Below are 19642 nucleotides of genomic sequence, written 5' to 3'. Positions count from 1 at the left end.
GTTAGTCCTTACTGACTTGGCTACGAAAGTTGGTCCATTCCCGAGTTCGATTGCGTAGGGTTTTTACGCTCATCGGCTCTTCACCGAACAGGGTCTGGCGCACCTCGTTCGACGGGAACAGGGTGACATTGTCACGCCACGCCTGGTTGATATGTGTCATGGAGGCCGGGTTGGCATTGGCGTAGTGAATCGCATTGGTCAGTTCCCCCATGGCGGTGGAACTCGTGAGGAATTCGATCAACGCTTTGGCTTCCTGGGGGTGGGGCGCGTCGGCCGGGATGGCCAACGTATCGATCCAGGCCAGCGTGCCTTCACGCGGAATACTGTACTCCACGCGATGGGCCTTGCCGGCCTCGATAGCCTGGGCGTTGGCGGTCACGGCGTCGCCGTTGTAAGTCATCGCCAGGCAAAGGTCGCCGTTCGCCAGGTCGCTGCTCTGTTTGCCAAAAGCGATATAGCGCAAGTTGGGGCGTAATTGGTTCAGCAAGTGGCCGGCTTTTGCAAGGTCTTCGCTGCTGTCGCCGTAGGGGTTCTTGCCCAAGTAGTGCAAGGCGATGCTAAGCACTTCCTGCGGTGAGTCGATAATCGCAATGCCGCAATCTTTGAGCTTGTCGGCATACTCGGGCTTGAACAGCAAATCGAAGCTATTTAACGGAGCGTTGGGAATGCGCTTTTCAATGGCGCCGCGGTTAAAGGCCAAACCGGTCGTGCCCCAGGCGTAAGGCACGGCATAGCGGTTGCCGGGATCAACCACAGCAAGTTGACCTAGCAGCTGCAGGTCGTATTCGGCGGCTTGGGGGTAGCCCTGCATGTTCGACGGCTGCAACGCTTTGGCATGAATCAGGCGGTCGAGCATGGCCACGCCAGGAACGACCACGTCGTAGCCACTGCGGCCGGTGAGCAGTTTGGCCTCTAGCATATCCGTACTGTCGAAGGTGTCGTAGTTGACACGGATACCGGTCTGCTGCTCGAAGCGCGCCAGGGTTTGCGGGGCGATGTAATCCGCCCAGCCGTACAAATTGACGGTGCGCTGAATCGGTGTTTCGGCAGCGCCGACCGTTCCGGGAAAAAACCCAGCGTTCATGAACATAAAAAGAAGTGTGCAAATAGGTGTGCAGCGTGAGTGAGTCATGGGCGAGCGACCTATGCGTAAGAGTGCTCCGATTTTTCGCTGGACATGCAGGAGATGCAAACTATATAAATTTCCGCCTCATCATATAGCAGGGCTAAACAGTTCTATGATTTTTCCTCCTCTCAATAGTTTGCGTATGTTTGAAGTCGTGGCACGCCTCGGTCATTTGGGGGCGGCGGCGGCGGAGCTGCATGTAACGCCAGGGGCTGTTAGCCAACAGATTCGCGCATTGCAGAACAACCTGGGGGTCGAATTGTTCCAAAAGCAGGGGCGCCACTTGGTACTCACGCCTGCAGGCCTGGTACTGCAGCGCGCGGTGGCCCGAGGCATGGACGAAATTGGCCAAGGTGTGCGCCAGGTACTTACCGAGGTGCAGGCGGCTGCGCCTTTAACCGTGGTGACAATCTGCACTGAGCCAGTATTGGGTACGACTTGGCTACTACCCAAACTGTTTGCCTTCCGCTCGCAACATCCCAAGATCCGCCTGCGGGTAATTACCGCAACTGCGACTTCGGAAGTTGACTGGAAAAAAGCTGATGTCGCCTTGCTGTATGCCAGCCCATCCTGGGAAGGCCTTTGGTGGCGTCCGTTGCGCAGTTTGAATATGTTCCCGGTGTGTTGCCCACAATTGCTGCCGCATGTTCGCCAGCCGACCGACCTCACTAACCAGCGCTTGCTGCATGAAGACGACGGTATGCTCTGGCGGCGCTGGCTGGTGGCGGCGCGCGTGCCTTATCCGGGAGACCCCGATGTATTCATCCAGAGCTTTCCGATGGCCTTGCAGGCTGCGCGCGACGGCTACGGCGTAGCGTTGAGCGACGAATTCAACTCCCATCGCGACCTCGCCGATGGCCGCCTGGTTCGACCATTTAACCTGCAAGTGCCAGCCGGGCTTGGTTACTACTGCCTGAGTCTGGAAGAGCGACGCGAGTTGCCAGAAGTGGTCCAGTTAATTGATTGGCTGACGAACGAAGCGGGACGCGATATAGGGTCGTAGGACAGAAAGGGCAGATTTTCAGCTCAACCCGGACTGTCCGCTTTTGGCCCAGAGTGTGAAAAAAGCGCTTATGCACTGTCCGCACGTAGCGCCGACGGCCGTTAGCTAAGTAATTGCTCGCAACAAGTCCTACTGGTCATCACTAGGGCTGGGAGCCCGCGTCGCTTCTAACGTGCTAGTCCAACTGCAATCGCATCACAGGGCCCCACGCGAGTGGTTCTTTTGCCGCGCCCGGCCTTTCAGATCGAGAGCACTCTGGCGGGATGTCTTCTAGTTTGCGGTGATCAAAGGCTTGAGTTCACGCTTCCGCTAGCTTGGAGCGCTCGACCGATATTCTTCGCTGCGACCATTGTCAATGCCAGCGCTCGGCGTTCTAGTTCCTCGATCGAGCATCGCACTGCTGGCGCTGCGATACTGATGGCCCCGACAGGATAGCCGTCGATATCTAACACCGGAACGGCCAGAATTCTAAGCCCTTCGGCAAACAGCGAATCTGTAATCAAGTACCCGTCCTTTCGAATTTGCTCCAGTACCTTGGAAAGCGGCTTGGCGAGCGTCTTGCCGATGAATGGCGTAGTAGAAGAAAGTGCCTCAATGCGTGCGACTTCTTGCTCGGACAGGAACGCCAGGATCGATTGGCCAATCGCTGTCTGACAGGCTGGAACGGTGGTGCCGATACGAATATCCACACCCAACCTAGTAATACCGGCTCTTACACGCTCCAGATAGAGCACGTCTGCGCCCTGCAGAACAGCGAAACTGGCGGCTTCACTAGTTTCGCTAACGAGGCCCCTCAAGACAGGACGAACCAGGCTACGCAGGTCTGTGTGTGCGATTGCATGAAAGCCCAGATTAAGGATCTTAAGCGTTAAGGAAAATCGCTTGCTTTCAGGTATTCGAGACACATATCCGAGGTCTACCAGCGTATTCAGCATACGGTAGGTGGTGCCTGGATCCAGATCCGCCTTGTCAGCGATCTGGCTCAAGGTAAGCTCATCGCTTTCCGCAGTGAAGGCCTCTAGGACGCGGAATCCCTTAGCCAGTGACTGAACAGTGCTGCGTTGATTTTTATCTTCGCCAGCGGCGTCCGTGGCTTGGTTTTTTTCCGGGATACGTGCAGCCATGCTCGATTTCTACCTGATGTGGTCATGCTTTTCGGAATGCGAAAAAATATCAAACGGAGAATATCATTCGACGGAGCTTTGTCCCACCACGGGTTCAGGTCGCCTGAGGCATAAAAAGAAAAAATAGCGATGAACCAAAAAAAGGTTGGGCTCTGAAGAAGACTGGTGGTAGTGTATTTGAAAATAAGAAAAAAATTTCGCAATCCGAAAAATAGAAAAAGGTGCGAATAAATATGAACCACACTGCTCAGCAATATGCCTGCTTCGCCGATGCCGCCGTCCGCGATCAAGGCACTCGCTTTAAAGCCCGTCTCTCAGTGACCCGCTCATGGAGCTCACGTGTTGCGCCTAACTCGTATCCTCGGTCCGCTCTAGTTTGCGACCAATTCCACAGCCCGACCTCCTTTCATGAAACCATGTACTTCGACCATGCATGCTCGTTTTTTTTAACACCGAACGAGAATCACGCTTTCGATCCATCAGTTGGGCAACTTCCCGACCATTTCCACAGCCGTCGTGGGCGCGTCCATCAAGTAGGCGTTGCGAGAAACTGATGATTTAATAATGAAATTGAGCTAGCGCTGGTTAGTTCAAACCGGCTATGCCATTGCGCTGTGTTTCTCACTGCGAGCTTCGTTCGCCTCGAATAACGCAAACAATAATAAAAGGAAGTGCCATGTTGATGCAGCAAGTTGAAACTGAGCCCTTGCCAGAGAAAGTGAATAGTCAGGCGAATATTAGTGCTCGCCTAGAACGACTCCCTATTACACGGCAAGTGTTTTGGGCCAGGAATATTATTGGCGCCGCAACGTTCTTCGATGGCTACACGGTGATCGCCATTGCCTACGCGATGCCGGTTCTGGCCAAGGAGTGGAGCCTTAGCGGCACCCAGATCGGCATGATCCTCTCTGCCGGTTATTTGGGGCAGCTGTTTGGTGCCTTGCTCTTTGGATGGCTGGCCGAAAGAATCGGACGCATGAAGGTCCTGACGTTCACCATCTTGCTCTTTGTGTCGATGGACGTGGCCTGCCTGTTTGCGTCCAGTGCCGCGATGATGATCGCTTTCAGATTCATACAGGGTATCGGCACGGGAGGGGAAGTCCCGGTGGCGAGCGCCTATATCAACGAGTTGATTGGGTCCAAGAAGCGAGGCAAATTCTTTCTTCTTTACGAAGTCATGTTTTTGCTGGGCCTAGTAGGAGCCGGGATTATTGGCTACTTCCTCGTACCGATATACGGCTGGAAAGCGATGTTCGCGGTAGGGCTGGTCCCCGCCATGCTGCTAATTCCGCTTCGCTTCTTCCTGTTCGAGTCGCCGCGCTGGCTCGCGTCCAAGGGACGTCTGGACGAGGCTGACCGGATTGTCACCCGTCTGGAAAACAGCGCGATTAAAGCCGGCAAGACGCTGCAACCTGCAGTCGAAGTGCCGCAGATGCATGGGATCAATAACAAAGGCGGCTGGAGAGAACTTTTCAAAGGTATTTATTTCAAACGCTCACTCGTTATCTGGGCCATGTGGTTCGGCTCCTATATGGTCGCCAATGGGCTTATTACCTGGTTGCCAACGCTCTACCGTCAACATTTCCATCTGTCCCTTGAAACCAGCCTAGCCTATGGCTTCATAACCTCAGCTGCCGGTGTGGTCGCCGCTGTGATATGTGCGCTGCTGATTGATAAAGTCGGTCGACGTCGCTGGTATATAGGTGCCTTGTTCCTTGCCGCCATACCGCTGGCAATATTGGCAACGACAGGTGCCACTGCGCCAATCAAAATTCTGGTGCTGGCAGGATTGGGATATGCGTTGGTCCAGACAGTGACTTTCTCGCTCTACCTATATTCGGCGGAACTTTACCCTACTCGTCTAAGAGCCTTGGGCACGGGCGTAGGCAGTGCCTGGCTAAGATTGGGTTCGGCATTGGGTCCGATCATTGTAGGGTTCACTGTGACTGGCGTTGGTGTTCAATATGTGTTCGGTATCTTTGCGGTCGTCTTATTAATGACAGCCGTCGTCACTGCTTTTTTCGCCATTGAAACCAAAGGCCGAATTCTGGAGGAACTTTCACCATAAGTTTCAACTTTCAGGAAATTAAGACTGCAGTACCTGACTCAGTAGTAATCCAGAACACATCAGTGTGTTTTGCGCCCGCGCATGCGTTATTTGCGAAATTCTAACTAAACCAGAGGTAATGAAATGAGCATTAAAAACACCATCGACCTTAAAGGCCTCGTTCCTGCTCCTGTCACGCCGTTCACTCGTGAAGGTGAGGTTGATTACGCAGCTATCCAGAAACTGGGAGCTTGGCTTGGCAGCTTTGAAGGCGTCAAAGGACTGGTTGTTCTGGGCCACGCCGGTGAGGGAACCTTCCTGACACAGGAAGAACAAGGTCGTGTCATCCAGGCTTTCAAGGAGTCGGTAGGCGGTCGTTTGCCAATTATCGCTGGCATCACTGCCGAAGGCACTCAGGTAGCCGCTGAGGAGGCCAAACGCGCCGTGGCCAACGGTGCTGCTGCCGGCCTGGTTTATCCCTCCCATGGCTGGCTGCGTTTCGGTTATCAGAAAGGTGCCGCTCAGGACCGCTATAAAGCGATCTATGAAGAAAGCGGAATGCCTCTTATCCTGTTTCAGTACCCAGACGTGACCAAGGCGACTTACGATCTGGAAACTCAACTGGAAATTGCCCAGCAGCCTGGCGTGTTTGCCATGAAGAACGGTGTTCGTAACATGCGTCGTTGGGACACCGAGATCCCGGTTATCCGCCGTGAAGTTCCCGAGCTGCAAATCCTGACCTGCCATGACGAATACCTGCTGCACACCATGTTTGACGTGGACGGCGCGCTGGTTGGCTACGGCAGCCTGACTCCAGAGCCGCTTATCGAGCTGATCGCTGCCGGTAAGCGTCGCGACTACCCGGCCGCGCGTGCCATTCACGACAAGCTTCTGCCGGTCACTCGTAACGTCTACCACCGTGGTTCCCACATGGAAGGCACAGTAGCCCTAAAACATGGTCTGGTTGCACGTGGCATCCTCGACCATGCCACCGTGCGTTCCCCGCTGCTGCCACTGGCCGAAGGAGCCGACAAGGAAATCGCTGACGCGCTTCGCAGCGCTGGCCTGATCTAATTCTGAGCCAAGTCGGTGCCGTCTAAGAGGCCGGCTTTCAGGTGAAGTACATGCCAAGGGCCTGTTCATCAGGTCCTTGGCAACAGTCGATTCGGATATTTCTCCACCTACGATTGACGATCCGTTTTCCTGGAAGAGCGGCATTGCGCCCTCTCAACTAGTGAAAACAGGCCGACATTGCCCTTCAATAAAAACAACAGGGGACAGGGCTTGAACATTCAGATTAATCGCGTAACTTGGGTGCTCTTCATTCCAGCTTTGGTTTTACCTTTCAACGCATTGGCTGAGGGTTTCGTGGATGACACTACCGCTACTCTGAGCTTCAGGAATTTCCTCTTTGACCGAAATTTCACTGCACCTGATGTCGCGCAAAGCCAGGCTCGTGAGTGGACGCAAGGTTTCATCTTCGACCTAAAATCCGGCTTTACCGAGGCTAGTGTAGGGTTGGGCGTTGACGTGCTTGGGAAGCACGCAGTGAAGCTCGATGGCGGCGCGGGAAGGTATGGCGCGCTACTGTTGCCAAAGGATGCCGACGGTGATCCTGCGGGCAGTTTCGGTAGACTTGGCGTTGCGATCAAGGCGAAGTTCTCGAATACTGAATTCAAGGTCGGCGAATGGATGCCCAACTTTCCTATTGTCACGGCGGATGACTTTCGCGCATTGCCGCAAACATTTCGCGGTGCCCAGATTGCTTCACAAGAGATTGAAAACTGGTCCTTCTATGCTGGCGAGTTGAGCAAAACTAGCTTGCGAAACGACTCTTCCATGGAAGATCTTTCGTATGGATCGGCTCGATCACATTCTTTCGAGTTTCTCGGCGCGGACTATCGCTCCACTTCCAAAAACATAATCGTCCGGCTTTGGTCTGGCGAGTTGAAAGACATCTACGAACAGCATTACCTCGGACTAAACCAGAAGTGGTCACTGGCTGAAAGGATATCGGTTAACGCAAACCTTGGTTATTTCTGGGGCAAAGACTCAGGAAGTGCTAAGGCGGGCCAAATGGATAACCGCACCGCTTCAGCGCTGTTGAGCCTCAACATCGCTGAGCATGCGATCAGCCTAGGGTTGCAAAATGTCTCGGGGGATACCGGCTGGATGCGCATCGGCGGGACCGGCGGCATCTATCTGGCCAACAACACCTTCAACCATGCATTCGACAACCCCCGAGAACGCTCTTGGCAGGTTCGCTATGATCTCAATTTTGTAGGCTACGGCGTTCCCGGTTTGAGTTTCATGACGCGTTACGTTCATGGTGACAACGTGGAGCTGAAAAATGTCAATGATGGTTCAGAGTGGGTACGGGAATCGGAGTTGGGCTATGTAGTTCAGAGCGGAACACTCAAGTCTTTATCTGTTCGTTGGCGAAATTCCAGCGTCAGGCGAAATTTCAACGCCAGTGATTACGATGAGAATCGTCTGATCGTTAGTTACCCGCTAGACATGTTCTGAGGGTTAAGTGCCCCGCATGGAGTTGCAGTAGGTTATCTGGTAATAGGCGTGCAGAACAAAATATCGGCTAATGCTAAGCGTTGTCATATCCTAGCGGGCCAACTAGCCATGTAGCATGGAGGGGTACGAGCAGGCTGGTGAAATCCAGCCGTTCGTGTCGCGGAACTTTCAACAAAAGACTCCACCTTCGTCATGCGCAAGAAATGCACCACCACGTACAGGAGCCGAGTCCATACGTAGACACCATTCCAGCCCAGTGATTCGTAAGCGTACGGGGAATACGCCTTGCGTAGATCAGCCAGGCATTCACTGATGCGGCAGTAGATGCCCGACCTCACTAGCTTTCTGTGTCGGCAATCGCGTCAGTACCTCCTTGAGATACGCGTACGGATCATGCCCGTTCATGCGTGCCGACTGGCTCAAACTCATGATCGCTGCCGCTCGTTTGCCACTGCGCAGAGACCCGGCGAACAACCAATTGGAGCGCCCAAGCGCCCATGGCCTGATCGTGTTCCCCACCGGGTTGTTGTCGATGGGTACGGCACCATCATCCAGGTAGCGCGTCAGCGCTACCCAGCCTTTTAGGCTGTAATCCAGGGTCTTGGCCGTAGCAGTCCCCTCGAGCACAAGTTCGCGCTGAGCCAGTATCCACTCATGCAGTTTTTCAGCGATGGACACGCCGTTTCCTAGCGTAATCGCCAACGGCCTTCGTCGCTCATTTCCTTAGCGTGTGGCTCAACTTCGTATAGCCCGCCAATCGAGTGAAGTGCTTGCTCCGCCAACGGGCTTTTATTGGCTACATGCAGGTCGAAAAACTTGCGGGGCGCATGTGCCATGCAGCCGATTTCGGTGTGCCCTGCTCGTAGCCGGCGAAGTCGTCACAGACCAGCCTGCCGTTCCAGATGCCCAGGAAGTTGCGTGCGTGTTCACCGGCACGGCTGGGGCTGAAGTCGTAAACCACGGCCTTGAGTGCCGAGAACGGTGTAGTGCTGTAGGCCCAGACATAGGCTCGGTGGGTTTTCTTCTCGCCGGGCGCCAGCATTTGTACCGGCGTTTCATCGGCGTGAACCACGCGCTGGGCCAGCACCACTTCGCGCAGCGCATCAACTAGGGGCTGAAGCTGCACGCCGATTTGGCCCACCCATTGCGCCAGGGTCGAACGTGGGATAGCCAGGCCTGCACGGCCGAAGATTTTTTCCTGTCGATACAGCGGCAGGTGGTCGGCGAACTTCCACCATCACATGCGCCAGCAGGCCGGCAGTGGGGATGCCCTTGTCGATCACCTGCGCCGGCACGGGGGCCTGGATCAGTGTTTCGCACTGCCGGCAGGCCCATTTCCAACGAACATGCTGTTCGACGGTGAACACGCCGGGCGTGTAGTCCAGCTTCTCGCTGACGTCTTCACCGATGCGCTGAAGCTGGTTGCCGCGAGCGCACTGAGTGTTATCCGGCTCGTGATGGATCACAGGGCGCGGGAACTGCGGCGGCAGCGGCGCGCGCTTGGGTTGCTGACGTGTTTCTGCCTGCGCGGGGCCGGATGAAGTGCTTTAATTCAGTTCGAGGTCGGTATCGAGTAGGTCATCCAGCAAGCGGCCTTGCGCCGGACTGATCCGCTCGCTGCGTTTGGCGAACTTGTGCAGAATGGCAATCTCGTGAGTGAGCTGCTCGATGATCGTCTCGTCACGATAGGTTTTTCGGCCCATGGTGTCGACCTTCGACAGCAACTGCGCAGAGAGGGCGCGCAGTTGTTCGGGTGTCATTTTGTCGAGATTGGGCGAGGAAGTCATGCCGTGGATTTTACCAAAGCGATCCACCTGCCACAGCTGAAAAGCAAGGCTAAATCACTGTGATTGCGCCGTTAGCGCCAACTCGCTGCCATGGCAAACCGAGCACCAGCGCTTGAAGTTGTTAGCGTCGAGCCCGACTTCCAAGCCGCATGAGTGCCAGGCCAACGAGCTGGCTATGTGAACCGGCGACAGTTCCTAACGAAATTGAAACCATGTGGTTTTGAGTTGAGTGTACTTATCAAATGAATGCAGCGACAAATCACGACCGAATCCGGACTGCTTGCCGCCGCCGAATGGAATCGAGACATCCAACGCGTCAATAGTATTAACCGAAACGGTGCCCGCATTCAAAGCTCGGGCTACACGATGAGCGCGATTTAAATCGTCGCTCCATACTGACGCGGCTAATCCATAGATACTGTCATTAGCCTGCTGTACGGCTTCTTCCTCCGTGTCAAAGATACTGACCGCCAGGACCGGGCCAAAGATTTCGTCTCGACAAATGCTCATGTCATGAGTTACATCGCCAAATATGGTCGGCTGAATGAAGTTCGAGGAGCCATTGATCACCAAATCCTCCCCTCCGCACAAAAGAGAGGCCCCATCAGCACGTGCCTGACCGATCGCATTCATGATATGGGCTTTTTGCTCACTATCTACAATAGCGCCTGCTGCACTGCCTGGGTCCAGAGGATCGCCTGGCATCCACGCACGTGACTTACTGATAAGACGCTCGACAAATTCGTCATGGATGGCTCGTTGCACGTAAAGGCGCGAGTTGGCAGAACACACTTCGCCCTGGTTAAAGAAAATCCCGAAGGCGGCCTTTTCCGCGGCCAGGTCCAGGTTCTGGCAATCCTGGAACACGAGGTTTGGACTCTTACCACCACACTCAAGCCAGATCTGTTTGAGATTGGATTGCGCGGCGTACTGCATGAAGTACTTGCCAACTTGAGTGGAACCGGTAAAGACTAGGCAGTCTACGTCAGGATGCAGCCCCAGCGCCTTACCCGCGCTCTCTCCCAAGCCCGGTACCACATTCAGTACGCCTTCCGGAATGCCAGCCTCCAGGGCCAACTGTGCCAAGCGCAGAGCCGAGAATGGTGATTGCTCAGCGGGCTTAAGCACCACGCTATTACCGGCCGCTAATGCAGGTGCCAGTTTCCACGCGGCCATATCCAGCGGGAAGTTCCAAGGCACCACCGCCGCAATAACCCCCAACGCTTCGCGGGTGATGGTGGCCAGTGCGTTGTGGCCAGTCGGCGCCACTTGATCGTAAATCTTGTCAAGTGCCTCGCCATACCAGGCAAAAACATGAGCAGCGCCGGGCACATCAACGTTATAGGCATCCATCACCGGCTTGCCCATGTTCAGCGAGTCGAGCAACGCCAGCTCTGCGCGATGGGTCATCAGCAACTCGGAGAGTCTGATCAGGACTTTTTTGCGCTCCCTTGCTGCCATACGCCGCCACGGGCCTGTGTTGAAAGCACGGCGTGCGGAACGTACCGCCAGATTGACCTCTGCTTCGCCGCACGCGGCTACACGCGCCAGCAATTGATTCGTTGCGGGGTTGATGGCGTCGAAGGTCGCCTCGGAAAGCGCGTTCACTTGCCGGCCGTCGATCACGGCGGTGTCGATAAAGGTCTGCCGGGCAGCCCGCTGCTGCCAATGATCAAGGTCGAACATTTTATACTCCTGGATGGATGACATTTTTCTTATTCCGCCATTTGCAAGTCAGGCATCTTTAATCGAAAGCCACGCGTAACACCGAACAAACACACTAGCCCCAAGCCCATCCAGCACAGGCCAATGGTGAATGACATTCCGGACAGGCTGGTCCAAAGCCAAATAGTGCTGAGAAACCCTAACCCTGGTAAAGCTGCGTAAAGCAGGACGTTGCGGGTGCCGCGCAATTCCTTGTCAATAAGATAATGCTTGATCACAGCTAAGTTTACCGCCGAGAAGGCGAAAAGCGCGCCAAAGCTGATCATGTTGGCAACGGCATCCAGAGTGATGACAAGCGCAATCAACGAGAACAGGCTGACCACCATAATCGCAGTGGCTGGAACGCGTTTTTTTGTAACCAGCTTGCCGAACACACGCGGCAGTGCGCCATCACGCCCCATTGCAAACAGCACGCGAGAGACGCTGGCCTGAGAGACCATCGCCGAAGCGAAACAACCAGCAACATAGGTCGCGGTAAATGCTGTAACTAGCAGTTCACCGCCGACCCTGCGCATCACATCCACCGACGCGGAATCGGGATCGGTGAAGCTATTCCATTCCGGGAATACCATCTGGGCAAAATACGAGACCAGCAGAAACAGCACACCGCCGACCAACGACACGATCATGATTGCTTGCGGGATGGTACGGCGCGGATTGGGTGTCTCCTCGGCCATGGTCGACACTGCGTCAAAGCCCAAAAACGACAGGCAAAGTACCGCTGCCCCCGTCATGATCAGCGAAATATTGAAGCCTTCATGATGGAAAGGGTCGAACACTGAAACCGGTTCGCCTTGCCCACTCAGTCTGTGGAGCGATAACCCCACGAAAACAATGATAAATACCAATTGTGCAACTACGAGTATCCAGTTGACACGCGTTATGGATTCAATGCCGACAAGGTTCAGCATGGTTACCAAAGTAATCGAACCGAGCACCCACACGGACGTAGGCACTGCGGGAAAATATTCAGACATATAGATGCCTATCAGCAAATAACTGAGTAGCGGCAGAAAAATGTAATCCAGCAACAAAGTCCATCCAGCGATAAATCCGAAATACGCCCCAAAAGCCTTGCGTGTATAAGTGTAGACAGAGCCTGAATAAGGATGCGCCTGGACCATGCGCCCGTAGCTGTAGGCAGTCAGCAGCATCGCTGCTAGAGTCAACAGGTAGGCTGTCGGCAAATGCCCCTTGGTCATCTGTGTCACTAGGCCGTAGGTGGTAAATACCGCCAGGGGAACCATGTACGCCAGGCCAAAGAGAACCAAACCAACAAGTTCCAAGGGTTGGCGAAAACGGCGCGACGAGGGAAGTTTTGCAGAGCTGTGATGGGTAGGCGTGTCGTCTGCGTTTGTTATTGTATTCATTGCTGACTCCTGGTAATTGGAATGCAGGGCGGAACCACAGTGCCGATGAGATCGATACCGCTATCTGTTTAAGAGAACTGTCCTGTGCTCGCAACGCAACGTATGGATGTCGTTCACCCCCCAAACGTACGGTGGTGAACAAATCACATCACAGCTTTCCAGCAATCCGCGCAGTTCGGTCTACTGCAACGCGGGTCTTTTCCACCAGTTCGTCGAGTTCAACACGCGTGGCAACCAGCGCCGGCGCCATAATCATACGGCCTAGCGTCGAGCGTATGATTACGCCCTCTTCAAATCCGAAGGTGCGGCACTGCCAGGCCAGATCGTTTTCATTGTCGAAGCGTTTGCGCGTGCTTTTGTCCTCGGCAAACTGCAAGGCAGCCAGAAGGCCTGTGCCTTGGATCTCGCCGATCAGCGGGTGGTTGCCAAATACTTCGCGCAGAATTTGCTGCAGATAGGGTCCTGTATCGTCCTTCACCTGGCATACCACACCCTCGTCACGCAGTGCCTTGAGGTTGCCCAGTGCCACCGCCGCAGCCACCGGGTGCCCAGAATAGGTCAAACCATGGGCAAACACACCGCCGTGCTCCACCAGCGCATCAGCCATACGCTTGCTCAGAACCAGACCGCCCATAGGGATGTAACCAGAGGTCAACCCCTTAGCGATAGATAGAGTGTCGGGTTCGAAACCGAAGTACTCGTGGGCGAACCACTCGCCGGTACGGCCGAAGCCGCCGATCACTTCATCGGCGCACAGCAGCACATCGTATTGGCGGCAGATGCGTTGGATCTCGGGCCAGTAGCTTTCAGGTGGGAAAATCATGCCACCGGCGCCCTGGAACGGCTCTGCGATAAAGCCTGCGACGTTTTCGGCGCCAAGCTCTAGAATTTTATCTTCTAACTGGAGCGCGCAACGGCGACCAAACTCGGCGGGACTTAACTCCCCGCCATGGGCGTACCAATATGGCTCATCAATATGCGCTACGTCGGGAATAAGCCCCCCCATCTCGTGCATGAACTTCATACCCCCCAGCGCGGATGCCGCAAGGGTTGAGCCGTGATAACCATTCCAGCGGCCGATCATAATCTTTTTCTGCGGCTGGCCGACCACCTGCCAGTAACGGCGCACGGTACGGATTAATACCTCATTCGCTTCAGAGCCGGAGTTGGTATAGATTACATGGCTGTAGTGGCCGGGCAATAGACTGAACAGCAGCTCGGACAGTTCGATCACAGCAGGGTGGGTAGTGTGGAAAAACATATTGTAGTACGCCAACTGGTCCATCTGCGCTGCTGCCGCAGCGGTCAGGTCCCTGCGCCCGTACCCCAACTGGGTGCACCATAGTCCTGACATGCCGTCCAGGTAGCGCTTGCCCTCACTGTCCCAGAGGTAAAGGCCCTCCCCCCGCACCATCACGCGGGCGCCTTCAGCATTAAGGGCTTTTTGATCCAAGAACGCGTGGATATGGTGGGCCGCGTCGGACTTCTGGTAATCCTCGGTCTTGCGTTTCAAGTTAAGGGGTAGGTTCATTTCATTTATCTCTTGTTAGTTGTGACGCAAGGTGACAAACCCCTCAACGGAGTTTGCTCATGTAGCTTTCAAGGGGATCTTTGCCCAACACGCCCTGAGCTTCGGCCAGCGAGTCGATAAATAGGGCAAACAATTCAGACTGCGCACCGATATCGAGCTTGGTGTAAATGTGTTTGCGGTGGGACTTAATGGTGTCTTCAGACACCTCCAGCCGCTCGGCCAAGGAGCGCGTGGAATGACCGCGCAGGATCAACTGGGCGATCCGGCACTCGCGCTCGGTAAGCATCGATGAGCCGAAGTTATTGAGCGCCGAATGGATGCGCTGTTCCAGCGCGTTTTCAAACCGCGCTCCCTGAGCATCCAGGCCAACGAAATGCTTGCCCAGCAATGCCAGCACCCAGGGTGCGATGAGCTTGAATTGCTGGATCGTCGCCGCGTCGAGTTTTTGGGTGAACGCCAGCGAGACCGCTAGGCTCGAGCCGTTGCTCGATTGCAGGATATAATTGAGCTCATCCTCTAAGTGTGAGTGGCGGTAAAACGACTGGAAATACTCGCTGAGCTCGAAATGATCGGGGGCGACGTCGGCCAGGTCGTAACAGCCCGAGCCGACCCCTTCCACGCACGCACCATAAAAAGGATCAAGCAGATAAAATCCGGACAGGTACTGGCGGACATTGCCTTGGGGCAACCAAGGCCCATCCAGCTCGAATAATGCACTAGGTATGCCACCGTGTGGGTACAGGTACAGTGTGGTCGCCTGGATTGGCCATATGCAGCCCAGTGCTTCGAACAACGAGGCAGCAAATCCTACCTGGCCGATATTCTCGGTCACGCAGGCCATCTGCTTGAACCATTGGGAAGATAAAAGCCGATCATTGTCCATGCCCAAGACTCGCTCAAATAACTTCCAGAATGGTCCCACAGCCGTGCAGTGACCGAAATCACCCGATAGGGTGAGCCTGCATCCGATATTTATGCTCACTTCACAGCTTAATAATATTTTATTTATAGCCCCCCTCCCCCTAGCCTTGAAGTTATGCGAACGCTGAATCCAACTGCATGATGCAAGGACAGAGACATGACTCAAGCAATAACAAAAACAGACACCCTGGTGGTGGGCGCCGGCCAAGCGGGCGTGGCCATGAGTGAGCATTTGAGCAAGCAAGGCGTGCCGCACCTGGTGCTGGAGCGTAGCCGAATCGCGGAGCGCTGGCGCACCGGGCGCTGGGATTCGCTGGTGGCCAACGGACCGGCCTGGCATGACCGGTTTCCCGGCCTGGCATTCGACACCGTCGCCCCGGATGACTTTGCGCCCAAAGAACAGGTGGCCGATTACTTTGAAGCCTATGCCCGCAAATTCAATGCGCCGATCCGTACCGGTGTCGAGGTACTGTCGGTTGTACGCAATGTCGGCCGCCAAGGCTTCACCGTGCACACCAGTGAAGGCCTGATTGAGGCCAACCGCGTTGTGGCGGCGACCGGGCCATTCCAGAAGCCGGTGATCCCGGCCATTGCGCCCACCGACACAGCGCTGCACCAGATCCACTCCGCCGACTATCGCAACCCTGCGCAACTGCCGGCTGGCGCCGTGCTGGTGGTGGGTGCGGGCTCGTCCGGTGTACAGATCGCCGATGAGTTGCAACGCTCCGGCCGCCAGGTGTACCTGTCGGTCGGTGCCCACGACCGCCCGCCACGCGCCTACCGCAACCGCGACTTCTGCTGGTGGCTCGGCGTGCTGGGCGAGTGGGACCAGGCGGCGATGAAGCCAGGCCGTGAGCACGTGACCATCGCGGTCAGCGGCGCCCACGGCGGCAAGACCATTGATTTTCGCGAGCTGGCCCAGCAAGGCATGGTCCTGGTCGGCCTGACGCAAGCGTTCAACGGCAGCGTCGCCTCGTTCCAGCCGAACCTGGTGGAAAACCTGGCGCGCGGCGATGAAAACTACCTGGCCCTGCTGGATGCGGCGGATGCCTACATCGAGCGCAACGGCCTGGACTTGCCGCCGGAGCCCGAAGCGCGCCGTGTGATCCCGGATGCGCAGTGCATCCAGCAGCCGATCCTGGAACTGGATCTGGCCGAGGCCGGTGTCACCACGATCATCTGGGCCACCGGTTTTGCGGTGGACTACAGCTGGTTGAACGTCGCGGCCTTCGACGCCGCCGGCAAGCCGCAGCACCAGCGCGGCGTGTCCAGCGAAGCGGGGATCTACTTTCTCGGCTTGCCGTGGCAGTCACGTCGCGGCTCGTCGTTTATCTGGGGGGTCTGGCACGACGCCAAGTACGTGGCCGACCACATCGCCATCCAACGGCAATACCTTGAATACCGCGAACCCGCCCCGCTGGCTCACCCCTCCCCTGTCAGCGCCTGATCCCTCTATTGCCGGAGTTTTTTTCGATGCCTACTCACACTCGCATCCGCATGTTCAACACCAAGGTAACCTACCCCAACCAGAGCCTGGACAACGACCTGTGCCAGGCCGTGCGCGCCGGCAATACCGTGTACGTACGCGGCCAGGTCGGCACCGATTTCGACGGTAACCTGGTCGGCCTTGGCGACCCGCGCGCCCAGGCCGAACAAGCCATGAAAAACGTCAAGCAACTGCTGGAAGAAGCCGGCAGCGACCTCAGCCATATCGTCAAGACCACCACTTACCTGATCGACCCGCGCTACCGCGAGCCGGTGTACCAGGAGGTCGGCAAATGGCTCAAGGGCGTGTTTCCGATTTCCACCGGGCTGGTGGTGTCGGCCCTGGGCCAGCCGCAGTGGTTGATGGAAATTGATGTGATCGCCGTTATTCCCGAGTAAGGAGTTGCACATGACCTTTTCAATCGTCGGCCGCTGCGCCGAAACCGGGCAACTGGGCATCGCCATCAGTTCCTCGAGCATTGCCGTGGGCGCCCGTTGCCCGTGGTTGCGGCCCGGTGTGGGTGCGGTGTCGACGCAGAACATCACGCTGCCGGCGCTGGGCCCGGATGTGCTGGATTTGCTGGAACAGGGCCTCGCGCCCGCCGACGCTATCGACAAGGCCCTGACCCGCAACGGCTACAGCCAGTACCGGCAACTGACGGCGATCGATCACTTGGGCCGCAGCGTGCATTTCAGTGGCAGCGAAACCCTCGGCACCCACAACGCGCTGTCGGGCGAACAGTGCGTGGCGGCGGGCAATATGCTTGCCGACCGCGCGGTGATCGAGGCGATGGTCGCGGCCTTCGAAAAAGGCGAAGGCCAATTGGCGGATCGCCTGCTGGCCGCCATGCACGCCGCCATTGCCGCCGGCGGCGAAGCCGGCCCGGTGCATTCCGCGGCGCTGGTGGTAGTGGGCGAACTGACGTGGCCGATCATCAACCTGCGCGTGGACTGGGCCGATGACCAGCCTATCCGTGAACTGCAAAAACTCTGGGACGCCTACCGCCCGCAAGTGCAGGACTACATCGACCGCGCGCTCGCCCCGGACCGCTCGCCCGGCTACGGCGTGGCCGGAGACGAGCGATGAGCAGCAGCCGCAAACTGCTGCGCACGCTGGTGGGGTTTGACACCACCAGCCGCGAATCCAACCTGCAATTGATCGAGTTTGTGCGCGATTATCTGGCGGAGTTCGGGGTGGCCAGCGAGTTGGTGTTCAACGCCGAACGCAGCAAGGCCAACCTGTTTGCCAGCGTGGGCCCGGTGCAGGTGCCGGGCATCGTGCTGTCAGGGCACACCGATGTGGTGCCGGTGGACGGGCAGCTGTGGACAGTGCCGCCGTTCGCACTGACCGAGCGCGACGGCAAGCTGTTTGGCCGCGGCACGGCGGACATGAAAGGCTATATCGCCTGCGTGTTGACGCTGGTGCCGGCGCTGGTTGAGGCCCCCTTGCGCATGCCGGTGCACATCGCCCTGTCTTACGACGAAGAGGTGGGCTGCCTGGGCGTGCGCTCGTTGCTCACGCTGCTGGAAGACCGCCCCGTGGAGCCGCTGCTGTGCATCATCGGCGAACCGACCGAACTCAAGCCGGTGCTCGGCCACAAAGGCAAGTTGGCGATGCGCTGTGATGTGCAGGGCGAGGCGTGCCATTCGGCGTATGCGCCGTATGGGGTGAATGCGATTGAACAGGCCGCAGAGTTGATTGGTGAGCTGGGACGGATCGGGCAGCGGTTGCGGCAGACTCAGGACGCACGCTTTGATCCGCCCTTCAGCACGGTGCAGACCGGCGTGATCAGCGGCGGCAAGGCACTGAATATCGTCCCCGCCGATTGCCGGTTTGATTTTGAGGTGCGCGCATTGCCGGCCCAGGACCCCGGCGCGGTGGCGGACGAACTGAAGGCCTACGCCGAGCAGCACGTGCTGCCGCGCATGCGGGCGGTGAGTGCGCAGAGCGCCATTCGTTTTACCGAGTTGTCGGCGTATCCCGGGTTGGTGACGGATGAGCGCAGCCAGGCAGCGGAGTTGATCGCAGCGTTTTGCGGCTCGCGGGCATTCGGCACGGTGGCGTTTGGCACTGAAGGCGGGTTGTTCGATGCGGTGGGCATTCCCACGGTGGTGTGCGGGCCGGGCAGCATGGATCAGGGGCATAAGCCGGATGAGTTTGTGGAACTGGAGCAGTTGGCGGGGTGTGATGCGATGCTGCGGCGGATGCTGGATTGGATTCGCGCCTGAACTGAACACTGAACCTGTGGGAGCCGGGCTTGCCCGCGATGGCCACAGGTATTTACACAATTTTCAAAGGCTGGCGAACTCCCCTGTTCACTGGGTTTCAGCGTCAAGCCAAAGTTGTGTAGATACCTATGCCGCGATTGCGGTGGGTCAGTTGCCAAAGAGGCTGACTGATACGCCGCCATCGCAGGCAAGCCAGCTCCCACAGAGGAACTTTATTGGCTGCGCGATTGCATTCCAGCCTCAGCCCAGCAGGCGGGCCAGTTCTTCGCGGTAATAACAGCGGCACAGACTAGCTCTAAATACAACTGACCTACGATCACAAAAAAGAATCCTATCCGTCACATTACTAATCATGGTTCCCTTGCCGACATACCCAACGGAGATTTTATGAATCATGGCCGCTGGCTACAAACTCGACGTCTAGCTGCCAACCTCAGTTTACGGAGGAGGATAATAAGTGCGATATGGAGGCATCACCCCTCAATAATCGAAGTTACTGAGTACAAAGCCGCTCTTGTGCAGCGATATCCGATTGGGCTGGTAAGTGAGGCTGAAGTCGACGCTCTATTGGATAGTTGGCTACGTGGATAGCGCCAGTTTTTTCACATTAATATTCAAAGAAATGTATCTATTGCCGTTCTGCAATCAACTCAGCCCCGACCTCCCATCGTTTATGATGAATATCATTCTGCGAGTTGGGTAATCGGTAATTTGAGTATTACCAATCTGAAGCGTCACACGTAGGGATGCTTTCAGTCAGCTCGATAG

14 protein-coding genes and 1 pseudogene are annotated in these 19642 nt (G+C 56.4%); 8 read left to right on the top strand and 7 right to left on the bottom strand.

Annotated elements, in window-relative coordinates:
- Nucleotide 1 precedes the first annotated feature (1 nt).
- Complete coding sequence (locus PspS35_RS10080) at nucleotides 2-1090, bottom strand: extracellular solute-binding protein (protein WP_159934030.1); 1089 nt, start codon at nucleotides 1088-1090, stop codon at nucleotides 2-4.
- A 148-nt stretch (nucleotides 1091-1238) separates the two neighbouring features.
- Here PspS35_RS10080 and PspS35_RS10075 point away from each other — a divergent pair, with 148 nt between their 5' ends.
- Nucleotides 1239-2129, top strand: coding sequence for a LysR substrate-binding domain-containing protein (locus tag PspS35_RS10075; RefSeq protein WP_159934028.1), 891 nt, complete (start codon nucleotides 1239-1241; stop codon nucleotides 2127-2129).
- Nucleotides 2130-2413: 284 nt separating this feature from the next.
- Here PspS35_RS10075 and PspS35_RS10070 read toward each other — a convergent pair whose 3' ends face one another.
- A complete protein-coding gene (locus PspS35_RS10070; protein WP_159934026.1) occupies nucleotides 2414-3253 on the bottom strand; it encodes an IclR family transcriptional regulator in 840 nt (279 codons plus the stop codon).
- Nucleotides 3254-3929: 676 nt separating this feature from the next.
- On the opposite strand from PspS35_RS10070, the gene PspS35_RS10065 reads away from it, so the two are divergent.
- From PspS35_RS10065 to PspS35_RS10055, 3 genes are all read left to right on the top strand, one after another.
- On the top strand, nucleotides 3930-5321 hold the full coding sequence (locus tag PspS35_RS10065; protein ID WP_159934024.1) for an MFS transporter: 1392 nt from the start codon (nucleotides 3930-3932) through the stop codon (nucleotides 5319-5321).
- Between the two features lie 123 nt (nucleotides 5322-5444).
- Nucleotides 5445-6374 (top strand): dihydrodipicolinate synthase family protein, encoded by a 930-nt coding sequence (locus PspS35_RS10060; RefSeq protein WP_159934022.1) that lies wholly within the window; start codon nucleotides 5445-5447, stop codon nucleotides 6372-6374.
- Nucleotides 6375-6584: 210 nt separating this feature from the next.
- On the top strand, nucleotides 6585-7826 hold the full coding sequence (locus PspS35_RS10055) for an OprD family porin (protein WP_159934020.1): 1242 nt from the start codon (nucleotides 6585-6587) through the stop codon (nucleotides 7824-7826).
- Nucleotides 7827-8132: 306 nt separating this feature from the next.
- Here PspS35_RS10055 and PspS35_RS30510 read toward each other — a convergent pair.
- The 5 genes and pseudogenes from PspS35_RS30510 to PspS35_RS10030 form a co-directional block, all read right to left on the bottom strand.
- Nucleotides 8133-9613 (bottom strand): annotated as a pseudogene (locus PspS35_RS30510) (IS66 family transposase).
- Between the two features lie 195 nt (nucleotides 9614-9808).
- On the bottom strand, nucleotides 9809-11299 hold the full coding sequence (locus tag PspS35_RS10045) for an aldehyde dehydrogenase (protein ID WP_159934018.1): 1491 nt from the start codon (nucleotides 11297-11299) through the stop codon (nucleotides 9809-9811).
- 29 nt (nucleotides 11300-11328) lie between these two features.
- Nucleotides 11329-12708, bottom strand: coding sequence for an APC family permease (locus PspS35_RS10040; protein ID WP_159934016.1), 1380 nt, complete (start codon nucleotides 12706-12708; stop codon nucleotides 11329-11331).
- A gap of 148 nt (nucleotides 12709-12856) precedes the next feature.
- Entirely contained in the window at nucleotides 12857-14239 is a 1383-nt protein-coding gene (locus PspS35_RS10035; RefSeq protein WP_159934014.1) for an aspartate aminotransferase family protein, read from the bottom strand.
- A gap of 43 nt (nucleotides 14240-14282) precedes the next feature.
- Nucleotides 14283-15122, bottom strand: a complete 840-nt coding sequence (locus PspS35_RS10030) for a helix-turn-helix transcriptional regulator (protein ID WP_099587576.1) — start codon at nucleotides 15120-15122, stop codon at nucleotides 14283-14285.
- 195 nt (nucleotides 15123-15317) lie between these two features.
- On the opposite strand from PspS35_RS10030, the gene PspS35_RS10025 reads away from it, so the two are divergent.
- The 4 genes from PspS35_RS10025 to argE are packed head-to-tail and all read left to right on the top strand — an operon-like array spanning nucleotide 15318 to nucleotide 18874.
- Nucleotides 15318-16607, top strand: coding sequence for an NAD(P)/FAD-dependent oxidoreductase (locus PspS35_RS10025; protein WP_159934012.1), 1290 nt, complete (start codon nucleotides 15318-15320; stop codon nucleotides 16605-16607).
- A gap of 26 nt (nucleotides 16608-16633) precedes the next feature.
- Nucleotides 16634-17044 carry a RidA family protein gene (locus PspS35_RS10020; protein WP_076950664.1) on the top strand — a complete coding sequence of 137 codons (411 nt, stop codon included), beginning with the start codon at nucleotides 16634-16636 and terminating at the stop codon, nucleotides 17042-17044.
- A gap of 10 nt (nucleotides 17045-17054) precedes the next feature.
- Nucleotides 17055-17732, top strand: a complete 678-nt coding sequence (locus PspS35_RS10015; RefSeq protein WP_159934010.1) for a DUF1028 domain-containing protein — start codon at nucleotides 17055-17057, stop codon at nucleotides 17730-17732.
- Nucleotides 17729-18874 (top strand): acetylornithine deacetylase, encoded by a 1146-nt coding sequence (gene argE / locus PspS35_RS10010; protein ID WP_159934008.1) that lies wholly within the window; start codon nucleotides 17729-17731, stop codon nucleotides 18872-18874. Before PspS35_RS10015 ends, argE begins: the two co-directional genes overlap by 4 nt.
- Nucleotides 18875-19642: the final 768 nt, after the last annotated feature.

The organism is Pseudomonas sp. S35 (assembly GCF_009866765.1).
Taxonomy (GTDB): domain Bacteria; phylum Pseudomonadota; class Gammaproteobacteria; order Pseudomonadales; family Pseudomonadaceae; genus Aquipseudomonas.
The sequence above is the reverse complement of the archived record's forward strand: the minus strand, read 5'-3'. Positions and strand labels throughout refer to the sequence as shown.

Excerpts from the sequence above, each read along its gene's own strand:
- PspS35_RS10080 (WP_159934030.1), bottom strand. The coding sequence starts at position 1,090 with ATGTTCATGAACGCTGGGTTTTTTCCCGGAACGGTCGGCGCTGCCGAA.
- PspS35_RS10075 (WP_159934028.1), top strand. The coding sequence starts at position 1,239 with ATGATTTTTCCTCCTCTCAATAGTTTGCGTATGTTTGAAGTCGTGGCA.
- PspS35_RS10070 (WP_159934026.1), bottom strand. The coding sequence starts at position 3,253 with ATGGCTGCACGTATCCCGGAAAAAAACCAAGCCACGGACGCCGCTGGC.
- PspS35_RS10065 (WP_159934024.1), top strand. The coding sequence starts at position 3,930 with ATGTTGATGCAGCAAGTTGAAACTGAGCCCTTGCCAGAGAAAGTGAAT.
- PspS35_RS10060 (WP_159934022.1), top strand. The coding sequence starts at position 5,445 with ATGAGCATTAAAAACACCATCGACCTTAAAGGCCTCGTTCCTGCTCCT.
- PspS35_RS10045 (WP_159934018.1), bottom strand. The coding sequence starts at position 11,299 with ATGTTCGACCTTGATCATTGGCAGCAGCGGGCTGCCCGGCAGACCTTT.
- PspS35_RS10040 (WP_159934016.1), bottom strand. The coding sequence starts at position 12,708 with ATGAATACAATAACAAACGCAGACGACACGCCTACCCATCACAGCTCT.
- PspS35_RS10035 (WP_159934014.1), bottom strand. The coding sequence starts at position 14,239 with ATGAACCTACCCCTTAACTTGAAACGCAAGACCGAGGATTACCAGAAG.
- PspS35_RS10030 (WP_099587576.1), bottom strand. The coding sequence starts at position 15,122 with ATGGACAATGATCGGCTTTTATCTTCCCAATGGTTCAAGCAGATGGCC.
- PspS35_RS10025 (WP_159934012.1), top strand. The coding sequence starts at position 15,318 with ATGACTCAAGCAATAACAAAAACAGACACCCTGGTGGTGGGCGCCGGC.
- PspS35_RS10020 (WP_076950664.1), top strand. The coding sequence starts at position 16,634 with ATGCCTACTCACACTCGCATCCGCATGTTCAACACCAAGGTAACCTAC.
- PspS35_RS10015 (WP_159934010.1), top strand. The coding sequence starts at position 17,055 with ATGACCTTTTCAATCGTCGGCCGCTGCGCCGAAACCGGGCAACTGGGC.
- argE (WP_159934008.1), top strand. The coding sequence starts at position 17,729 with ATGAGCAGCAGCCGCAAACTGCTGCGCACGCTGGTGGGGTTTGACACC.